The sequence below is a fragment of the Alkalihalobacillus sp. BA299 genome, from assembly GCF_017745675.1.
Taxonomy (GTDB): Bacteria; Bacillota; Bacilli; order Bacillales; family Bacillaceae_F; genus Alkalihalobacterium.
The window spans coordinates 64,710-85,934 of sequence record NZ_JAFLJM010000015.1 but is presented as its reverse complement, the minus strand read 5'-3'; the positions used below and the strand labels follow the sequence as shown (position 1 = coordinate 85,934).

Annotated in this window: 16 protein-coding genes; 1 reads left to right on the top strand and 15 read right to left on the bottom strand. The window is 36.4% G+C overall.

The annotated features are described in order from the left end of the window. Nucleotides 1-82 precede the first annotated feature (82 nt). The 3 genes from J0N78_RS18525 to J0N78_RS18515 form a co-directional block, all read right to left on the bottom strand. A complete protein-coding gene (locus tag J0N78_RS18525; protein WP_209124592.1) occupies nt 83-1,144 on the bottom strand; it encodes an Ldh family oxidoreductase in 1,062 nt (353 codons plus the stop codon). Between the two features lie 116 nt (nt 1,145-1,260). Then, a complete protein-coding gene (locus J0N78_RS18520) occupies nt 1,261-2,259 on the bottom strand; it encodes a 2-hydroxyacid dehydrogenase (protein ID WP_209124590.1) in 999 nt (332 codons plus the stop codon). 11 nt (nt 2,260-2,270) lie between these two features. Continuing rightward, entirely contained in the window at nt 2,271-3,893 is a 1,623-nt protein-coding gene (locus J0N78_RS18515; RefSeq protein ID WP_209124589.1) for a thiamine pyrophosphate-binding protein, read from the bottom strand. Nucleotides 3,894-4,072: 179 nt separating this feature from the next. Between J0N78_RS18515 and J0N78_RS18510 the strand changes: the two genes are divergently transcribed. After that, on the top strand, nt 4,073-4,939 hold the full coding sequence (locus J0N78_RS18510) for a LysR family transcriptional regulator (RefSeq protein WP_209124588.1): 867 nt from the start codon (nt 4,073-4,075) through the stop codon (nt 4,937-4,939). 6 nt (nt 4,940-4,945) lie between these two features. On the opposite strand, the gene J0N78_RS18505 is transcribed toward J0N78_RS18510, so the two are convergent. The 12 genes from J0N78_RS18505 to gltB all read right to left on the bottom strand — a co-directional run bounded on the left by J0N78_RS18505 (nt 4,946) and on the right by gltB (nt 20,922). Next, nucleotides 4,946-5,728 carry an enoyl-CoA hydratase/isomerase family protein gene (locus J0N78_RS18505; RefSeq protein WP_209124587.1) on the bottom strand — a complete coding sequence of 261 codons (783 nt, stop codon included), beginning with the start codon at nt 5,726-5,728 and terminating at the stop codon, nt 4,946-4,948. 18 nt (nt 5,729-5,746) lie between these two features. Then, nucleotides 5,747-7,255 (bottom strand): tripartite tricarboxylate transporter permease, encoded by a 1,509-nt coding sequence (locus J0N78_RS18500; protein ID WP_209124586.1) that lies wholly within the window; start codon nt 7,253-7,255, stop codon nt 5,747-5,749. Between the two features lie 19 nt (nt 7,256-7,274). Continuing rightward, on the bottom strand, nt 7,275-7,715 hold the full coding sequence (locus J0N78_RS18495) for a tripartite tricarboxylate transporter TctB family protein (protein ID WP_209124583.1): 441 nt from the start codon (nt 7,713-7,715) through the stop codon (nt 7,275-7,277). Nucleotides 7,716-7,782: 67 nt separating this feature from the next. Further along, complete coding sequence (locus tag J0N78_RS18490; protein ID WP_209124581.1) at nt 7,783-8,829, bottom strand: Bug family tripartite tricarboxylate transporter substrate binding protein; 1,047 nt, start codon at nt 8,827-8,829, stop codon at nt 7,783-7,785. Nucleotides 8,830-8,902: 73 nt separating this feature from the next. After that, nucleotides 8,903-10,063, bottom strand: coding sequence for an acyl-CoA dehydrogenase family protein (locus J0N78_RS18485; protein WP_209124578.1), 1,161 nt, complete (start codon nt 10,061-10,063; stop codon nt 8,903-8,905). A gap of 71 nt (nt 10,064-10,134) precedes the next feature. Further along, entirely contained in the window at nt 10,135-10,998 is an 864-nt protein-coding gene (gene sucD / locus J0N78_RS18480; RefSeq protein ID WP_307794973.1) for a succinate--CoA ligase subunit alpha, read from the bottom strand. A gap of 2 nt (nt 10,999-11,000) precedes the next feature. After that, the gene (locus J0N78_RS18475; protein WP_209124576.1) at nt 11,001-12,158 is read right to left on the bottom strand and encodes an ATP-grasp domain-containing protein; all 1,158 of its coding nucleotides are present in this window, start codon (nt 12,156-12,158) and stop codon (nt 11,001-11,003) included. Between the two features lie 63 nt (nt 12,159-12,221). Continuing rightward, nucleotides 12,222-12,992, bottom strand: a complete 771-nt coding sequence (gene nfsA / locus J0N78_RS18470; RefSeq protein WP_307794971.1) for an oxygen-insensitive NADPH nitroreductase — start codon at nt 12,990-12,992, stop codon at nt 12,222-12,224. A 147-nt stretch (nt 12,993-13,139) separates the two neighbouring features. Further along, nucleotides 13,140-14,189, bottom strand: a complete 1,050-nt coding sequence (locus J0N78_RS26405) for a cation:proton antiporter (protein ID WP_307794970.1) — start codon at nt 14,187-14,189, stop codon at nt 13,140-13,142. 14 nt (nt 14,190-14,203) lie between these two features. Continuing rightward, on the bottom strand, nt 14,204-14,707 hold the full coding sequence (locus J0N78_RS26400) for a cation:proton antiporter domain-containing protein (protein ID WP_307794969.1): 504 nt from the start codon (nt 14,705-14,707) through the stop codon (nt 14,204-14,206). Between the two features lie 121 nt (nt 14,708-14,828). Continuing rightward, nucleotides 14,829-16,313 carry a glutamate synthase subunit beta gene (locus tag J0N78_RS18460; RefSeq protein WP_209124575.1) on the bottom strand — a complete coding sequence of 495 codons (1,485 nt, stop codon included), beginning with the start codon at nt 16,311-16,313 and terminating at the stop codon, nt 14,829-14,831. A 22-nt stretch (nt 16,314-16,335) separates the two neighbouring features. Further along, entirely contained in the window at nt 16,336-20,922 is a 4,587-nt protein-coding gene (gltB, locus tag J0N78_RS18455; protein ID WP_209124574.1) for a glutamate synthase large subunit, read from the bottom strand. Between the last annotated feature and the right edge of the window lie 303 nt (nt 20,923-21,225).

Below are 21,225 nucleotides of genomic sequence, written 5' to 3'. Positions count from 1 at the left end.
TTACTCCACCTAACTGTGGTCCGTTCACCACGTTTAGAGGTATATACCATTTAACTTGATTATTCACTTAGAGACATTGGATTTAGATTAGGAGCTCATTCTTCGGTAATGGCAAATGATATTCCGTAGAAAGAGCATGAATAAAGTTAAATATTCGTTCTGGGAGCTTTACCTTGTCTTGTTCTTGACTAAGCTTTGTCTGCCATTCCCTTTCACCTGGCAGTAATATATCAATCTCTTCTCTAATCTTTGGAGCTGATTTTACAATTTTTATAAGTTCGTCGACTCGGTCTTTAAATTCACTTAATTCCATGAATGCTTTAATATCTAAAGAGATAAAAAGATGGCCGTTATTCCGTTTCCCGTCTTGGTCGACTAGCGGAACTTGATTACCAAACTTTGCTCCCGTAAGAACCCCTGTTAAAATATCGATCATCAAGGTAATTCCATAACCTTTATAATCACCAATTGGTAAAATAACACCTTTTAATGCTTCCTCTGCATCTGTTGTTGGTTCACCGTTCTCATTTAATGCCCAGCCTAATGGAATTGATTCCCCATTTAATGCTTTAAGACGGATTTTCCCTCTGGCTGATACACTATTTGCTATATCAAGAGTAATTGGATAACCTAAATGGGTAGGAATAGAGATTGACCATGGATTATTACCTAATACAGGCTTCAAGCTGCCTGTCGGTGCAATAGCAGGTGAGGCATTTGTCATAACAATACCAATTTGATTCCTCATAGCAGCCATTTCAGCATAATATGCTGCAGCTCCAAAGTGATTGCTTTTTCTTACACCTACAACACCTACTCCTCTATTTTCACTAATAGCTATAGCCTCTTCCATCGCATATTGACTGACAACATAACCAAACCCATCATCACCGTCAAGTAGTTTTATATTTAAATGGTCTTTAACTTTTGTGATCTTTGGATTGGGATTAATATTTCCTCTCTTAATTTGCTGAATATACGTATCTAAACGATAAAATCCATGTGTATATATTCCTTTTTTATCTGAATCTAATAAGTTCTCCATAACAATTTCCGCATGACGAGAAGGTACATTTAATTGATTTAAGACTTGCCTTCCAAGTTGAATGTAATCCGTATTATAAATGGAGTATGATTTTTCCAATACTTAAACACCTACCTTAGTATTATTGCCGTAACCGTATTCATTATCGTTTTCATTGCGTAAACTCTTTTCAACCTAAATGAACACTCTTAACATCCGAAAAAATTTACTTGCTATTAATGGTTTACTTTGTTTATTTTTTCAATATTTATGACATCGTTTATATTTTCATAGTGGTTGTTGATTAGAAAAGAGTTTATATTTGAACATGATTTCTTGATTACTGCCTCCATCGCCTCTACAGTTCCTCCACCAATATGTGGTGTTAATACTACATTCTCCAACGAAGCTAACTTGTGATGTTGACTAACAGGCTCATGCGCAAAGACGTCAATACCAGCACCAAGAATTTTTCGGTTTACCAAAGCTTCATATAAGGAATTCTCGTCGATTACTCCACCACGGCAAGTGTTGATAAGGATGGCTGTTTCCTTCATCAAAGAAAGTCGTTCTTTATTTATTAAATGGTAGGTTTCTTTTGTTAAAGGCACATGTAATGAAACAACATCAGTCGATTTTAAAATTGTATCCATATCTAGAAAGGTAATTTCTAGATCTTCTTCTTTTTCAGGAGATAACCTAGCAATATCATAGTAAAAAACTTGACATCCAAATCCTTTTACTAAATTCGCAACATGTTTACCGATATCTCCTAATCCTATTAAACCAACTTTTTTATTTGATAGCTCATAAGAAAAATCTCTTAAGCCTGTTTTTAACCATTCACCGTGATAAACAATTCCATTATGTGCGGGAATTAAATGTTTAAAAACAGATAACATTAATAAGACAGCGTGCTCTGCTACTGACCTGGAATTCATACCTTTTGCGTTCGCAACTAGAATTCCCCTTTTGGATGCTTCATCAATGTCTATATTATTAACCCCAGCTCCTAATTTTTGAATCCATTTACAAGCGTCTGCTTTTTTGATCCATTCTTTTGAAATACCTTTAGTAAATGTCAACAAAACTTTAGCCGATGCAATGTGTTCTTCCGTTTCTTGGTCATTCTCGCAAAAGATAAGCTCACTATTTTCAGGTACATATTTTTTAAGTAAAAATTTCATTTTTTCAGACAATGTATCCATACAAACAATTTTATTTTTAATAATCACGGTTACCCTCCTTACAATTCTCTTATCGCATTAAATTGTCCGTGATAAGCATCAGGGTTAATCTTTGCTTCAATAATCCTTGGCATTCGGTTATTCATTTTAATCGCATCATTTAATGCAGCTCTTAATTCATCCTTCGTTTCTACACACCAGCCATTCGCACCAAAACTTTCGGCAAATTTCACATAATCAGGAGCCACAAACCCATTTCCGTTCGTACTTTTATAACCTTTACTAATTTGTTTTACATCCATTAAACTTAATCGCTTATCAGAAAATACAATTTGAATGACGGGCCACTCGTTTTGTACTGCGGTTGCAATATCATTCATTCTCATCATAAATCCGCCATCACCTGTTAAGGAAGCAACCATTTTATGAGGATAAACATGTTGAAGTGCCATTGCAGCTGGTAATGCAAATCCCATAGTTGCAAGACCGTTAGAGATAAAGAAAGATTGGGGGTGGTCTGCATTCCAAAGCTGGGAAACGATCAATTTACTAGCCCCTACATCCGTTGTCATTAACACATCTCTAGGTAAGATTTCTTGAGATATAAGAACAACGTCATTAGCTGTTAATCCTTCCACGTCTGTTTCCAACGTTCGGTACACATACTCTCGGTAATTAGATACATCCTGAGTCGTCCACCTATTAGAACAGTCGGAGACACTGCTTTCTAGTAAACTAAGACTAATGCCAATGTCACCGATAGCCTCCAATTCTGGAGAATACATTTCTTCAACATTAGGAAGGTGACTAATTGAAACGATAGGCTGTGGATATGCCCATTTTTTTGGTAGTAATTCAACAGGGTCTAGACCAATTGCAATGATAAGGTCACATTTTTCCATTATTTTAGCTTCTAACTTCCCACCCATAAATACACCTAATGATAATTCATCACTATCAGAAATGGTCCCTTTAGCTTTTGCGGTTTTGTATACAGGTATTTGTAATTTAGAAATAAATGATTTTAGCCTTTCATATTGTTGGCCATTTCCTGTATTAATTCCTAACCCTACAATTGCTATTGGATAGTTCGCCTTCTTAATCTTTTCTTTCATTTTATTTAAATTTTTTTCATCGGCTGTCATTTGTTGCTCGAATAAGTTTACTGTTAAATTCTCATCTGAAACTTCTTTTTTCACGAGGTCATTCGGTACATCAAAGTGGACAGGACCATAATTTGGCGTTGTCGCTACTGTAAAGCCTCGATTTAACATATGATTCCAGTTATTATCAGAAATTGTGCTCGTTAATTTCGTAACAGGCTTGAAAGCTTCTATATGTGAAATTTTTTGACGCAGGGCATAATCTACATTTTGCGCTCCATAGCGATCAGTTAATGCGATCATCGGTGCTCTATCTAATAATGCATATGCCAAGCCGGTTGACATTTGCAAAGCTCCGGGTCCTAAATCCGTCACACATATTCCAGGTGTTTTTGTTACTTCTCCTACTACACTTGCCATAATCGCTGCTGTTGTTTCATTTTGGGTTAAAACAAACTTCATGTTTTGTTCATCCATTAAACATAATAAGTCACTAGATGTACCACCACCTGGTATTCCAAATGCAGTATCAACTCCTGCGACCTTTAACTTTTTTACGATTGCTTCACCTAGTCTCATATTCCATTCCCTCACTTTCTATAATTTTGGGTGGTTTTATTTAACCTTTCTATAAATCTTTTAACATTCTTCGATTTCTGAACTTTCAAAATTATTTTATTATGGTATTATTAATAAATAAAATATATATTTTTTTGTACTACACTAAAAAAATTTTATAGTTGGGAGGTTTCTTCATCATGAATGATAAAGATTGGTCAATACTATTAACCCTTAATGAAACGAGTAATATAACAAAAGCTGCTGAAAAACTACATATTTCTCAACCAGCTTTAAGCTATCGAATTCAACAAATCGAAGAAGAGTTCTCGATTAAAATTTTTACTAGGGGTAAAAAAGGCTTACACCTTACAAAAGAAGGTGAATATATTGTTGACTATGCTAGAAGTATGACCGGTTATTTACGTCAATTAAGAGACCGTTTGTCCGAGATTAATAACACGGTAACAGGGGAACTTAGAATTGGCGTCTCTAGTAACTATGCTCTTTTTAAGTTACCTGTTATCTTAAAAGATTTCATGAAACTTTACCCCGATGTACAAATTATTGTGAAAACAGGGTGGAGTAATGAAATTTTAAAGTCATTCCTCGACGAAGAAATACACATTGGTATTATTCGAGGGAACTATGATTGGAATGGACCAAAAGTTATTATTGAGGAAGATCCAGTATGTCTAATATCAAAAGATCCTATTAATTTTAGTGATCTCCCAAACCTACCTAGGATTGACTATAAAACAGATCCAGATCTAAAATTTTTAATAGAAAATTGGTGGAAGGATTGGTTTTCACAACCACCTTTAATCATTATGGAAGTAGATAAACTAGCAGCCTGTAGAGAAATGGTACTTACTGGTTTAGGGTATGGAATTATTCCACGCTATATGTTAAATAACAATGATAATGGATTGTACATCCATGACCTAAAAACACCTAAAAACAAAGCGATATTTAGAAAGCTTTCCATGTTTTACCGTACAAATGACTTGAGCTTATCTGTTGTTAAAGTGTTTGTAGATTTTATCAAAGAAAGAAAACATCAATAGGTTAGATCATTCTCCAGTCCAATTAGCTTCTCTTTTTTCTAAAAAAGCTTTTGCTCCTTCATACAAATCACTACTCTTATAATTTACAACTCGTAACGAGTTCAAATAATTAATCGCTCTATTACTTTCCATAAGATGTGTTTCATTGAATGCAGTTAACCCTATTTTAATTGCTGCTGGACTTCTTTTAACGATCTTTTTTGCGAACGCTTTCACCTCTTGAAGCAAATGATCATGTGGTACTACATAATTGATTACACCAAGTTTACATGCTTCATTTGCTTTTAAAATTTCTGCAGATAAACTTAACTCCAAAGCTTTACGCTCCCCAATTATTTTTCGTACTACTGGTAAAACAACCATAGGGAATAAACCAATATTAATTTCAGTTAATCCAAACTTTGCTTTTTCTGATGCGAACGCAACATGGCAAAGACATGCTAAACCAAATCCGCCACCAAGTGCGTAGCCATTAATTGCACCAATGATAGGTTTAGTATATTTTGCACCTAAGCAAAATAATTCTGCAGTTGCTGCCCTCCCGTTTTCATACAACCTAACACTTGACTGCTCGAGTCCTTCTGTAAACTCTCTAATATCTGCACCAGCAGAAAAAGACTTTCCTTGACCTGTTAATATAATGACTTTTATATCTGAATCATTTTCTGCCTTTTTTAAGACAGTAATTAACTCCGTACATAACTGATAACTTAAAGGATTGTTTCGTTCGGGGTCATTTAAAGTGATAGTTAACATTCCGTCTTCAAGCTGTTTTTTCAAAAATTTCATTTTTTCACCTCATTATTGTTATGTCACATTCATATCTTCTGGGTCCTTAGGTACGTTTTTCTTTTTCAGTGTGCCAAGAATCTTACTACCTATTAAAGCTACTATTAGAATAATGATTACAATGCTATATCCTCTTGTAAAAAAAATACTAAAGCTGCCATCCGAGAGTAATAGGGCACGTCGTAAACTTTCTTCTATTAATGGACTTAATACAAATGCCAAAATGAATGCCGGTAAGGAATAATCTAAATTTCTCATAAAGAAGGCGACTATACCTGCACCAATTGCAACCCAAACATCAAAAATAGATCCTCTTGCTACATAGGCACCGATTAAAGCTACCATTGTTATAATTGGGAGAAGTACGTAATTAGGAATAGTTAGTACTCTAGCAAATAAAGATGTTGTATATTTTCCTAATATATACATTACAAAGGCCGTAATCATAAAACCTATAAATATACTATAGATTAAATTTGGGTCTTCATTAAATACGCGAGGACCTGGTTGAATACCATGGATAAGGAATGCGCCCAAAATTACAGCTGTCGCTGGAGATCCTGGAATTCCTAACGTTAATAAAGGGACTAGGGCACCACCAACCACTGCATTATTTGCTGATTCAGGGGCTGCAATTCCATTTGGCTCCCCTTTCCCGAAATTTTCTGGATTTTTTGACGTCCTCTTTGCTTCTGTATATGCTATCCATGAGGCTGGACCTGCGCCTAAACCAGGAATAACACCCGCCAGTGCTCCAATGATAGAACCCTTTGCGGTATTATTTCTAATCCCTTTGAACTCTTGCCATGTAATTTTTGTTTTAATATTTTTTGTATCATTAACATATCGTTTTTGAAGCTCATCCGTTAACATCATTAATATTTCTGAAATGGCAAACATCCCGACAAGTAATGGGATTAAAGGAAACCCTTCCATTAGATACATACTGCCGGCCGTAAATCGCGTTGCACCTGTTAACACATCCATTCCGATCATTCCTATAATTAAGCCTAATAGAACAGAGATGATACTTTTAGGGATATCTTTAGAACTTAGACTAACGACACAAACTAAACCTAATATACCTAGTAAAAAAAATTCGGAGGCTCCAAACTGAATGGTTAATTTAGATAATGGCAATGCAAGTAACATTAAAATAATACTACCTATCAGTCCACCTATGAATGATGCTGTAATTGAATAACCTAACGCCTTTCCCGGAAATCCCTTCTTTGATAATGCATTTCCATCAATAGCGGTTGCAACAGCAGCCGGTGTACCTGGCACCCCTAGGATGATGGATGATATAGACCCGCCATACTCTGCTGCTTGGTAAACAGCTACCAACATCAAAATGGCTGCTATAGGTGACATACTGTAAGTAAGCGGTAATAATAATGCAATCGATATTGTTGCCCCAAGTCCTGGCAAAGCTCCAGCTAAAAGTCCAAAAAGTGTACCAAAAATAATGAATAATAGATTTTCAAAAGTAAATAACATTGATAAATCAAGAGTTATAATATCCATTTAATACCTCCCGAATCCACTAAAATCTAACATTAAGTAAATAATCAAAGATTACATAAATAGAAAGAATGATAATGATTGATATGGTCAGAGAATTCAGGACCTTCTTCATTGAATGTTTTGTTTGATTAAACATATACAATAGAATAAATACTAAAATAAATGAGGAGAGGTAAAAAATCCCCGTCTTTGCCCAAATAAAAACAAATAGAATCGTTAATACCGTCATTGAGACCATATACTTAATATTTGGTAGCTCTACCCGTTCATCCGTTTTTCTGAATGTTGTAAAAATCCCAACGATACATGTAATAATAATTAAAATACTTATCGCTTTAGGAAAATAACCTGGCCCCATTCCTCTCGTTACTGTCGGCAAAGCTAATGAAGAGGTATAAAACCAAACTCCTATAATACCAAAAAATAAAAAGGAAACGTATGACGCGATTTTATAACTCAAATCTTTCCCCTCCATTCTTATAGTTGTGAGAGGGGGAATTGGAAAGCCAATCCCCCAGAAGGAAATATTATTCAAGATTTTCAAAAATGACTTTTGCATCTTCAGTGAAGTTATTAAAAAAGTCGGTTGCTTCTGTTGCATCTTTATAGAAGTTCATTTGGTTTTGTGCTTCCATGTATTCTAACCAAATTGGATCTTGGATTGCTTGCCCGATAATTTCATTTAATTTTTCTAGCCTTTCTTGTGGAATATCTTTATGTCCGAAGAAACCTCTCCAAATAAATTCATCTTCAATATTTGTAACCCCTAGTTCTTTAAATGTTGGGATATCTGGACGGTTTTCAGCTCGTTCATTTCCTGTTACGGCTAGAATGCGAACCTCACCTGTATCTACATATTGGTTAACGACTGAGCTTGAGCCTACTAATGCATCAACTTCCCCGCCTAGGACAGCTGTTAGTGACTGACTTCCACCAGCATAGGTAACATAGTTAGCTTCGATTCCTGCTCCTTCTACCATTTTCATGTAAAGAACATGATTTGTTCCTTTACTTCCCGAACCAGAAATATTTAATTTACCAGGGTTCTCTTCAGCATATTTTTTAAAATCTTCAAATGTTTCAAAAGGACTATCGTCTCTTACTGCTAGTACTTGGTAGTCAGCATTAATGGTTGAAATAGCAACTAAATCAGAAGTTTCAAAAGGGGCCTCTCCTGCTGCTAGTTTATAAGGTAATGTTGAACTTTGATATACGATTGTATATCCATCAGGGTCAGCATTTAATGCTTCAACTACGCCAATCATACCGCTTCCACCATCACGATTAATCGGAACTATATTTTGCCCAAGATAACTTTCAGCAGCTCTTGCAAACGTTCGTACAAATGTGTCACCAGCTACACCTGGAGAAAAAGGGATGATAATATTAAGAGGCTCATTAGGATAATCATCTGTGGATACGTCTTCTTGCGCTTGCTCATTACCGGAATTTTGAGGTGTCTCTTCGTTAGGAGTTTCATTTTGTGTTTCATTCGTAGGTTCAGAACCACATCCAATAAGTAAAATAGACATTAATAGTAAGACTAAGCTCGGAAGCAATACTTTTTTCAACATTAAATATTCCCCCTTTAATTTTCTTACTTAAATAATGAAGACCCATAATATGTGTTTTATAAATTCTTTATACTTAAAACACTCTTTTTGATTTTAATAGTTCTCTTGCAATTAAGTTTTTTTGTACCTGTGAAGTTCCACCGCCAATTGCTCCAAATCTGGCACCACGGACCATTCGTTCAACAGGATATTCCTTTGTATATCCATAGCCGCCATGTAGTTGCAACGCTTGATTTGTTACCCTAATGGCCATTTCATTGGTATGAAATTTTGCAATTGAAGCTTCAAGCTTATCAGGGAAACCACGGCCCGCATTTCTAGCAGCACGATATAGGAGAGCTTTACTCGCCTCAATATCTACATACATTTCAGATAGCATCCATTGGATACCTTGGAAGTCGGCAATCGGTTGTCCAAACTGTTCTCTTTCTTTCGTGTAGCTTAATGCTTCATTAAATGCTCCCTCAGCGAGGCCAAGGCATATTGAAGCATTTAAACACCTTTGAGTATTAAATGCAGTCATTAACTTTTTAAACCCGTCTTCTAGTACTAATAGATTTTCTTTAAGAACAATACAATCCTCTAGAACCACCTCCCATAAGTACTCACCACCCATTGTTTTAAAACCTTGCTTAATATGCAGACCTGGCGTACCTTTATCAATTAGTATGCAGCCGATTCCTTTATGTCCTGGTGTCCCTTCAAAACGTGTAAACATTAAAAATAGGTCCGCAACATCTGCTCTACTAATCATCGTTTTTACACCATTGACAACAAAATGATCCCCCTGGTCAACTGCATTTGTAGTCATATTCGCTGCGTCTGACCCTGTATTTGGTTCTGTAATACAAATAGCTAACGTCGTTTGGCCTTTAGCGATACTTGGTAGATACTTTTGTTTTATCGCCTCAGATCCATAGGCTACAATCGCTTTTGATTGGACACCAATTTCGCCTAGCACTGCCATCGCAGTGATATAACAGCCTTTGGCAATCTCTTCAAGGATAAGAACTGCATCCATCACAGTGCCTTCTGAGCCCCCGTATTCTTCCGGAATCGAAATCCCTAATAATCCGAGTTCTCCTAATACTTTCATATTTTCAAAGGGAAATTCTCCTGTGTCAGTTAGTTCAGCAGCTTTTGGCTTAAATTCTTTTTCCGTAATCTCTCGTACCGTTTTGACTAACATTTTCTGTTCATCCGAAACAGAGGTGTTTGTTTCAAGCATAGCCATAATGCCTCCCCTTACTAGTCATTTTTGTAAAAACTCGGTTTTGTTAACGCTTTCAAAATCCATCATTATTATTAAACTTGTAATTGTTTTATCAGTTTTGAAACATCGGTTACAGAGTGTGCTACGTGTATCCCGTTTTCTTTCAGAGCTTTAACTTTTCCTTCATATCCCCCTTGGTTATGTGAGATCATTGCTCCCGCATGTCCCATTTGTACATCCTCTGGGGCCGTTTTTCCTGCTATATAAGCAATGACTGGTTTTGACCCAAATGTATTTACATATTCAGCAGCTATTTCTTCATCTCTACCACCAATTTCGCCAACCATTACAATAATGTCTGTTTCATTATCGTGTTCAAATAATTCAATGGCATCCCTAAAAGTAAGTCCCTTAATTGGGTCCCCACCTATTCCAATGATCGTCGATTGACCTAATCCATTTTTCCTAAGCTGATAACAAATTTCATAGGTTAATGTTCCACTTTTGCCTATTACTCCAACATTCCCAGGTAAACAAACCTTATCGGGAATAAATCCTACTTTCGACTTTCCAGGCGATGTAAGACCTGGCGAACATGGACCTACCAAAATTGACTTTGAATTTATTAATCGATTATATACATCTAACATATCGTTAAGGGGAATTCCCTCTGTCACACATACAATTAGATTAATTTCAGCTTCAATACTTTCAATTATGGCTTCAGCAGCATATTTTGGGGGCGCATAAATAAGGGAAAGATCAATATCGTGATGTTCAATGGTCTGTCTCACCGTGTCATAAATTGGCCAGCCTTCTGTAAAAGTTCCTCCTTTTGTAGGTACGACACCTGCGATGATTTTTGTATTGTTTTGAACCATATTTAATGCATGATTTTTAGCAGTATTACTTGTTAGACCTTGAACTAAAACACGAGTTTTTTCATTAATTAACACACTCAACGATTTTTAACCCCCTTTACCTCCTGATTGACCCTTTCTAAGGCATCCTCTAAGCTATTTGTAACAAACAATTTTTCACTTTCTAAAATGACTTTCGCCTGTTCAAAATTATTACCTTCTAACCGGATCACCCAGTTCACTTTATCTGGTAGGGCTACTTGCTTTTTTGCTTCTAATAAAAGCTTAGCAAACTCAGCCAAATCAGTAATTCCTGCAAAAATACTGACAAAAATACATGATAAATTCTTTTTGTCTTTTAACTCTTTTAAAATAAGAATTAAACGAGTAGCGTCCCCTTTTAATTGTCCTGAGCGAACATCCGAAAAATTAATTGGCTCTATATTACGGCTTTGTAATTCATCAATGATAGCCATTGTTAATCCTGCCCCTGTTGAAAGAAGACCTACAGTTCCTTTCGAGTTTAATGTTACTAAATCGAATCCATGCTTGATTTTGTACCATAATTGAGGGTATATGGTTGGCATTTTTTCTACAATTTCTTTTGCTACATCTTGTCGAGGGATTGCATTGTCATCAATGTATAAATGGACATCTAGAATTTTGATTTCTTTATTAGGAGTCATTACAAATGGGTTAATTTCTAATAATGTACAATCATATTTCAAAAATAGTTCATATAGTTTATTTATCGTTAAGATGAACTGATTCCAACACTCTTTTGGTATGCTTGCTCGTGAAAGGATTTCTATAATTTTAAATTTATCAAAGTGATGTTTATTTTGAATTTCATGGACAAAAAGGTTAGAAATGTTTTCCTCTATATCTACACCGCCACTAGTTGAAAATAGCATTTTAATTTCTCTATTTGGTGAGTCAAATATAAAACTGAGATAATATTCCGTATCAAATTGAACCATTTTTTCAGCTAAGATTGATTCCACCTTTTTTCCATTTATAAAAGTCCCTATCATTCTCTCATAAAATTGTTCAACTTCATCTTTAGTATAAACAACTTGAATTCCCCCAGCCTTTCCCCTCCCACCTATTAAAGTCTGTACCTTCAAAAAAAGCGGTAATCCGATTTCATCAATCGCCTTAGGAATATCAGATTTTTTATATAATACCGTGGACTTAGGGACACTTAGACCTTCTAGCTTAAAAAGTGATTTAGCTTGATATTCAAACATTCTCATAAAAATGGCTCTCCCTCTACAAAAAATGTTCGTAACTACTAATAACTTTTGTTACATTACTAACTAAATTAGAGGAAATCCCCTATCCTTTAAAAATGACTTTAGATGAAGTCTTCTGGGGATTTTCCTTTTGTCAATCATCGTTTCAGACCAAGTGTCACTTCGTTTTCCGTTCGTTCTTTTTTCATAATAAGTTTTCATTATTTCGTCATATTCTTCAATATACGTAAGCGTTTTCTCGAAATTCAGATATTCATTTTTATAGAAAACAGCCTTATGAGGTAACCTTGGTTTCTTTTCTGGAATGTTCTTCGAATCAGGGTAACCAATACACATCCCAAAAACGGGGTAACAACGATATGGTAACTTTAACAAATCACTCACTTTATCTGGATTATTTCTCAATCCACCAATATAAACAATTCCTAAACCAAGCGCTTCTGCTGCAACAGCGGTATTTTGTGCAACTATTGTTGCATCTACTGTTGCAATTAAAAACATTTCTGTACTATCTAAAGGTTCTTTCATGTTTATATTTGATCGACGAGCAATTTTTTCTAATCGATGAAGGTCTGCGCAAAAAACAAAAAAATGGGAGCAGTTTTCAACTTGTTGTTGACCACCAGCGTATTCTGCTAATTTTGACTTTTTTTCTTCTTCGGTTACGCAGATAACAGAATATGCTTGACCATGACTCGAGGATGGGGCAGCTTGAGCACTTAGAATAATTTGCTCAATGTCTTCCTTCGGTATTTTTTCATTTGTAAATTGTCTTATCGAACGATGATCTTGCAAATGTTTAATAATGTCTAAGTTCTTTTTCTTATTTGACACCAGCTAACTTTCACCTCCTTTTTTTGATAATTTTAAATTTTTAATTAAATTTAGTATATCTCAGCCTTCAAAAAATAAAAAATATATATTTTAAAGGTAGTTCATAAATTTTTTTTATGATATTTTCGTAAATCATTATCTCTCCTTTTAATACGATTCAATGTCTTCTATTTTATCGATTAACTCTTGTTTATGTTTTTTACCAACAGAGCCTGAAATAATTTCTCGATTTATTAAATCCTTAATCGCTTGATATTCTGTATACAAGGAATTTCGCTCAGCACGTCTAACTTGGCTTTCTTTAATTTCTGGGCATTGTTCATATAGATATTCAAGTTGTTTTTGCAGTTCATCTCTTTTAGTTTCGTATTTATTTTTTAACTCCATGTATACCTGATCAGATAAAAATGAATTCTCCTTCATTTCCCCCCATGAGGCGATTGCTTTTTGGTAACGATACATTTGCGCAATCATCGTTTCATACTCAATAATTCTTTCATCATTGCTAATTATTCCGAGTTTCATGATGAGCGGTTTAATCGTTAAGCCTTGACCGATTAAGGAAAACAGGACAACACTTAAAGCAAGGACTAATACATCATCCCTCCCTGTAAAGTCATAAGGTAAACTCAATGCTAAAGCAATTGATAAACTCCCTTTTAATCCTCCCCAATTTAAAATATGTTTATATTTCAGAGGAACGGTTTTTACTAAAAGCAAACTAGCATATACGGAAATACTCCTCGATAAAATAACGATTATAATCGCTATTAGAATCATTCCCCATTTACCTGTTAAATCAATACGATTAACCTCTAGACCAACCATTAAGAAAATAAGTGAATTGGCAATAAATGCTATTACTTCCCAAAAGCTATTAATATTTAATTTTGTAACATCACTCATGCCAATGGCACCACCAAAATTTCCAAAAATCAACCCAGCTGTGACAACCGAAATCACCCCACTAACATGAATAAGTTCAGCTGTAAAGAAGCTTCCAAAAAAAACGAGTAATGAGATCGTAATTTCAAAAGGATAATCATCAATCGTTTTAATGATATAGGATGCAATCAATCCAAATGCCGCACCGACAATGAGACCGCCTAATGCAAATTTGAAAAATAAAACGATACCACTGCCAAGGCCAACCCAGCCCATTTCCATATACGATAATAAATAGGTGGAGGCAATCATAAATAAAACGACAGCTATTCATCATTTATTAACGATTCTCCTTCGATGACGGTTGTGAGCTTTTTAGGAACCCCTAATCTTTTAAAAATCGACAATACGCTAATTGGATCGGTAGCGCTCATTAATGCTGCAAAGGTAAAAGCAACGGGTAGCGGTAATTCCAAAAGGAAATACACTGCAATACCAATAAGTAGGAATGAAACAAATGTCCCGCCAAGCGCAAGAGATAAAATTGGGAGCTTATGTTTCCCTACTTCTGTAAACTTTAACTTTAACGTTGCTTCCCCTAATAAAGTAGGTAAAAAAATAGAAATGACAACGACTTGAAAAACGGTTGAATGTGTAATAAATTCTTTCGCATGGTCAAGCACAGGTAATTGTAAAGTACCTATAATGACCCCAACGACGACTAAGGCTACACTATACGGTTGTTTAAAGACGTTCGAAATCATTGACACGCCAACACCGATAGCGAGTAATATTAAGATCTGAATAAAGATTTCATTAAATTCATGCACATGTGATCCCCTTTTCTTTTATAAGCGTTGGTTTCTATAGTATGTGCATTGCTCTATTTGTTTTATAAACCAAAAAAATAAGGGAAGCCAAGGCCTCCCAAATTATTAAGCAAGGACGAGATTAGGGTAAGTCCGTTTCCCCCATTAAGTAACGGTCACATTCTCTCGCTGCTCCGCGTCCCTCATTTATTGCCCATACGATTAAACTTTGTCCTCGTCGTACATCACCTGCAGCAAACACTCCCTCAATATTGGTCTTGAATTCCCCATATTGTGCTTTAGCATTAGAAAATTGATCTGCTTCAACGCCAAATTTTTGCAAAATGTTCTTTTCAGGTCCAGTGAATCCAATTGCAAGAAGGACGAGCTGAGCTGGCCAAACCTTTTCAGTACCAGGAATTTCTTTTCGCTGTTTATTTCCATTTTCGTCAATGTATGTTTTAACATTAACGGTATGCACCTCTTTTACATGACCCTCATGATCACCGACAAACTTCTTTGTCATTACGGCATAGGCTTTCGGTTCCTCTCCGAAAACTGCAGCTGCTTCCTTATGACCATATTCCATCCGATGAATAATCGGCCACTCTGGCCATGGATTATCGTCTTGTCTTGTTTCTGATTTTTTCGGATAAATATCGAATTGAACTAAACTCCTACATTGATGTCTCATCGAGGTAGCAATACAGTCCGTCCCAGTATCCCCTCCACCAATGACAATAACATCTTTATCTTTCGCTGATATATAATTGCCGTCTTGATGCTCAGAATTGAGTAAGCTTTTCGTATTCGCATGTAAAAAGTCCATTGCATAATGGATTCCTTTTAAATTTTCTCCTTCTGCTTGTACAGGGCGGGGCTCAGTAGCTCCGCAACAAAGGACGACTGCATCAAAATCCTCTTTCAGTTGATCAAATGGATAGTCCGTTCCTATTTCTGTACTTACCGTAAAGGTAATTCCTTCTTCTTTCAATATAGAAATTCGTCTATCTACAATCGAATATGGAAGCTTCATTTCAGGTATCCCGTAAGTAAGTAAACCACCAGGACGATCATCTCGCTCAAATACAGTAACGTGATGGCCAACCTTGTTCAATTGATCAGCACAGGCCAAACCTGCTGGACCCGAACCAACGATCGCTACATGTTTTCCTGTTCGTTGTTTAGGTGGGTTAGGAGTAACCCACCCTTCTTCAAACCCTTTTTCAATAATTGCTCGCTCAATAGTCCGAATAGCAACAGGTGGTTCATTAATCCCTAAAACACACGCGCCTTCACATGGCGCAGGACAAGCGATCCCTGTAAATTCAGGAAAGTTATTCATTTTTAATTCACGATCTAAAGCTTCCTTCCATTGATCTTCGTAGACTAGATCATTCCATTCGGGAATTAAATGATAAACGGGACATCCCGATGTTAACCCATTTAATTCTGTACCCATATGACAGGTCGGTATTCCGCAATCCATGCAGCGTGCTGCTTGATGTTTAAGCTCATTTTCATCTAGCGGGATCGTATAATCGTTCCAATCTTTTATACGACCCCTTGGGTCACGCTCTGGCCACGGTTTACGGTCATATTCCATAAACCCAGTAATTTTTCCCAAGGTTTTCCCTCCTTTTTTTCTTTTATTTCCGCTCATTTACGGCAATTTTAGCCTCTTCAAATGCTTGTATCGATGCTTCTTTACGAGTTAATCCTGAGCTCATATGACGACTGATTGAATGCTCCATTTCACGATAATCTTTTGGAATAACTTTTATGAATCTTAATAAAAAGTCATCCCAATGATCCAGAATGCGCTTTGCTACTGTACTGTTTGTATAATCCGCATGATTTTGGATTAATGATTTTACGACCTCAGCTTCCTCCTGATCTGTTAAAGATTCTAGCGAGATCATTTCTTGGTTACATTTATTCTCAAAGTTATCTCCTTCATTACATAATACATAAGCAACTCCACCTGACATTCCAGCTGCAAAATTCCTTCCAGTTGGCCCGAGAATAATGACTCGACCGCCTGTCATATATTCACAGCCATGATCACCTACACCTTCAACGACTACATTTGCTCCACTATTTCGAACACAAAAACGCTCGCCTGCAACTCCACGAATATACCCTTCCCCTGCAGTCGCACCGTAAAAGGCTACGTTACCACTTATAATATTTTTTTCTGGAACGAAAGTGGAATGGCGTGGAGGATAAACAATTATTTTCCCACCTGATAAACCTTTCCCAACATAATCATTTGTATCCCCTTCAAGAAGAAGCGTCATTCCTTTAGGAACAAATGCCCCAAAGCTTTGCCCAGCTGCACCTGAAAATTTCAACCTGATCGTATCTTCAGGTAAACCATCAAGCCCATATTTCTTGGAAATCTCACTTCCAAGGAGAGTCCCTACCGACCGATGAATATTTAAAATCGGTAAAGAAGCTTTTACTGGTTCTTTATTTTCTAATGCTGGTTCACACAAAGGAATTAACTCTTGTTTATCAAGAGACTTTTCAATCCCATGATACTGCTGTTCCGTTGCATATACATTTGTGTTTTCTGGAAGATTAGGCTGATGAAAAAGGGGTGTTAAATCAATACCTTTTGTCTTCCAGTGATCTATGGCCTTATTTACCTCTAATACATCGGTACGGCCAATCATTTCATTAATTGATCTAAATCCAAGCTCTGCCATAATTTCACGAACTTCGTTTGCAACAAACGTCATAAAATTAACGATATGCTCAGGTTCTCCAGTGAACTTTTTTCGTAATTCAGGATTTTGTGTAGCAACACCAACAGGACATGTATCTAAATGGCAAACCCGCATATAAATACAGCCAAGGACTACAAGTGGAGCAGTTGCAAAACCAAACTCCTCCGCTCCTAGTAAAGCAGCGATTACAACGTCTCGTCCTGTCATCATTTTCCCGTCTGCCTCGACAACAATTCGGTTACGCAATTGATTTAAGATTAATGTTTGATGTGTTTCTGCAAGACCAATTTCCCAGGGCAAGCCAGTATGTGTAATGCTTGTTCTCGGCGCAGCACCTGTCCCGCCATCAAATCCGCTGATTAAAACAAGATCCGCTCGTCCTTTTGCGACACCTGCAGCAACTGTACCAACTCCAACAGCAGAAACTAACTTTACACTAATTCTTGCAGTTGGATTAGCATTTTTTAAATTTAAAATTAACTCAGCTAGATCTTCAATCGAATAAATATCATGATGTGGAGGTGGTGAAATAAGCCCAACCCCTGGTGTAGATCTTCTCACTTCAGCAATCCATGGATAAACCTTTTTCCCAGGTAAATGTCCACCCTCACCTGGTTTTGCACCTTGAGCAATTTTTATTTGGATTTCATCCGAATTAACTAAATAGTGACTATTTACACCAAAACGCCCCGAAGCAACTTGTTTAATTGCACTTCTGCGCAAATCATTATTTGGATCTGGTGAAAATCGTTCTACCTTTTCGCCACCTTCTCCTGAATTACTTCTCCCACCAATCCGATTCATAGCAATGGCTAGACTTTCATGTGCTTCCTCACTGATTGATCCATACGACATAGCTCCTGTTTTAAACCGTTTAAAAATACTCTCAACGGCTTCAACTTCTTCAAGTGGAACTGGCTTCTGAACATCTTTAAACTTTAGTAAACCACGGATTGATTGTAAATTCGTATCATGATTAGTCAACAATTTAGAATATTGTTTATACAGCTCCTCATTACCAGTACGACAGGCCTGTTGTAATAAATGAACCGTGTGTGGATTGTATTGATGATCTTCTCCATTTTTTCGCCATTGAAATTCGTCCCCGTCTTCAAGGTATTTAACTTTACTCTTAAACCCACGATGATGGCGCAATATGGCTTCTTTAAATATCATATCAAGATCAATGCCGCCTATCCGTGAAGCTGTTCGACTAAAATATTTATCAATCACATCTATATGAATTCCAATCGCTTCAAATATTTGCGCACCTCTATAGCTTTGAATTGTCGATATTCCCATTTTGGATAATACTTTAAGGACACCTTTTGTCGCAGCCTCAATATAGCGACTGACCGCCTCTTGATATGAAGTGTCATGTAATTCATCGTACTTAATCATGTGGTGTAAAATCTGATATGCAAGGTAAGGATAAATCGCATCAACCCCGTAACCAAGTAGGCAGGCAAAATGGTGAACAACTCTTGGTTCTCCAGATTCTACAATAATGCTGACCTTTGTCCGAGTTCCGGTTCTAATTAAATAATGATGTAGACCTGATGCAGCAAGTAATGCTGGAATAGCTGCTTTATCTTTGTTCACACCACGATCTGTTAAAATAATTAACTTTGCTCCTTTTTGAATTGCTTCATCAGCTTTTCGAAAAAGTTGATCTAAAATCTCCTTTGGATTTAACGTTCCATCATCAATATCAAATAATATGGATAACCGTTCTACTTTAAAATCTTCATAAGGATTATTAGCCAGCTTTTCAAACTGATGATCAAATAAAATCGGGGTGTGTAAACGAATCCTTCGACAGCTTTCAGGCTGTGGATCGACAAGATTTCCTTCGGCTCCAATCGTTGTTGATACATCAGTTACCAATTTTTCACGAATAGCATCTATTGGCGGATTCGTGACCTGAGCAAATAATTGCTTAAAATAGTTGTATAGTAACTGTGGCTTTTTCGAAAGAACAGCAAGTGGTGTATCGTTACCCATTGATCCAACTGGATCTATCCCATCTGTCACCATAGGCTTTAAAACTTTTGCTCTTTCCTCGTTTGTGTAACCGAATGCCAGTTGTTGTTCCTGGATATTTAGATCTTCATTGACCTTATGCCCCGTAACTTCAGGAAGGTCATCTATATGCAATAATTGTTGAGAAAGCCAATCTTGATAGGGTTTTTCAGTAGAAATTTGCTGTTTTATTTCTTCATCAGGAACAATACGGCCTTCCTCTAAATCTACAAGCAGCATTTTTCCTGGCTCTAAACGCTCCTTACTAACGATATCTTCAGGCGGAATATCAAGCACACCGACCTCTGATGAAAAAATAATATGATCATCCTTTGTTAAGTAATACCTTGCAGGTCTTAATCCATTCCGATCAAGACAAGCTCCAATTTGTTTACCATCTGTATAAACAACTGCCGCAGGACCATCCCATGGTTCCATAAGACAACTATGATACTCATAAAAGCTACGCTTGTTTTCATCCATTGTTTCGTCATTAATCCATGGTTCAGGAATCATCATCATCGCAGTATGCGCTAGGGAACGTCCAGACAATCTTAAAAATTCAAAACAATTATCAAACATGGATGAATCGCTGCCTTCTTCATCTATCACAGGAAGCACCTTATTTAAATCCTCTTCACTAAAATACTCTGATTCACATAATACTTCGCGTGCACGCATCCAGTTTACATTACCTTTTAACGTATTAAATTCACCATTATGGATGACATATCGATTTGGATGAGATCTTTCCCAGCTTGGAAAGGTATTTGTACTAAAACGCGAATGAACAAGGGCCATTGCTGTTTTATAATCAGGATTGTTTAAATCAATATAAAATGTATCAATCTGCTCCGGAATTAGCATGCCCTTATATACAATAGTAGTTGTTGAAAGACTAGCAGTATAAAAATAGTCTGACTCTTTTGCACCACGGATTTCTTTCTCTGCTCTTCTTCGAATGATATATAACTTCCGTTCAAAGTCCATAATGTCAGAAATGTTTGGACTCCGTGCAATAAATATTTGTCGAATAATCGGCTTCGTTTCAGTTGCCTGTTTGCCAAGAAACGCATCATTAAGAGGGACTGTTCTCCATCCAAGCACCTTTTGTCCCTCTTCCTCTACAATTTGCCCAAGCCTTTTTTGAGTGTTTTTTCTTATTTTCGGATCTGGAGACAAAAAGATCATACCAACCCCATATTGTCCAGGATCTGGGAGATCGATGTCTTCCTTTTCACATTCTCGTTTAAAGAACTTATGAGGAATTTGGGTCATAATTCCTGCTCCATCTCCAGTACTTGTGTCTGCCCCTTGTCCACCACGATGTTCAAGATTACAAAGGATTTTTACTGCGGATTGTACGATTTCATGTGTTTTTCTTCCTTTAATATTAGCAATTAGTCCAATACCACATGCTTCATGTTCATATGAAGGGTCATATAAACCTTGTGCTGGAGGATACTGATGATTTTGTTTCATACCAAAACCTTCCTTCTTAGAAAAACACGATTTGCCGCAACCATAGCGATAATCAGTGTTTTTTCTTATACTCTTTAATCCTTTAAAAAAGTTAAACTTTCTTCAAGTGAAAAAACCTATTTATGTTATAAGTTGGTTAAATTTTCATTGGAATATTCCCATTCCAAAGATTTTATAAAAAGAAATGTACAAAACAACTTTCCTATGCCACCAAATATTGTCGATAAATGTAAAATGGTCATAACAGGAAATTCAATTATTTTGTAGAAGACATGTATATAGGAACCACGATTACAATACAAT

Coding starts and splice junctions, on each gene's coding strand:
- J0N78_RS18485 (WP_209124578.1), bottom strand. CDS start 10,063: ATGGCTATGCTTGAAACAAACACCTCTGTTTCGGATGAACAGAAAATG.
- J0N78_RS18475 (WP_209124576.1), bottom strand. CDS start 12,158: ATGAGAATGTTTGAATATCAAGCTAAATCACTTTTTAAGCTAGAAGGT.
- J0N78_RS18490 (WP_209124581.1), bottom strand. CDS start 8,829: ATGTTGAAAAAAGTATTGCTTCCGAGCTTAGTCTTACTATTAATGTCT.
- gltB (WP_209124574.1), bottom strand. CDS start 20,922: ATGAAACAAAATCATCAGTATCCTCCAGCACAAGGTTTATATGACCCT.
- J0N78_RS18505 (WP_209124587.1), bottom strand. CDS start 5,728: ATGAAATTTTTGAAAAAACAGCTTGAAGACGGAATGTTAACTATCACT.
- J0N78_RS18500 (WP_209124586.1), bottom strand. CDS start 7,255: ATGGATATTATAACTCTTGATTTATCAATGTTATTTACTTTTGAAAAT.
- J0N78_RS18510 (WP_209124588.1), top strand. CDS start 4,073: ATGAATGATAAAGATTGGTCAATACTATTAACCCTTAATGAAACGAGT.
- J0N78_RS18515 (WP_209124589.1), bottom strand. CDS start 3,893: ATGAGACTAGGTGAAGCAATCGTAAAAAAGTTAAAGGTCGCAGGAGTT.
- J0N78_RS26405 (WP_307794970.1), bottom strand. CDS start 14,189: ATGATTGCCTCCACCTATTTATTATCGTATATGGAAATGGGCTGGGTT.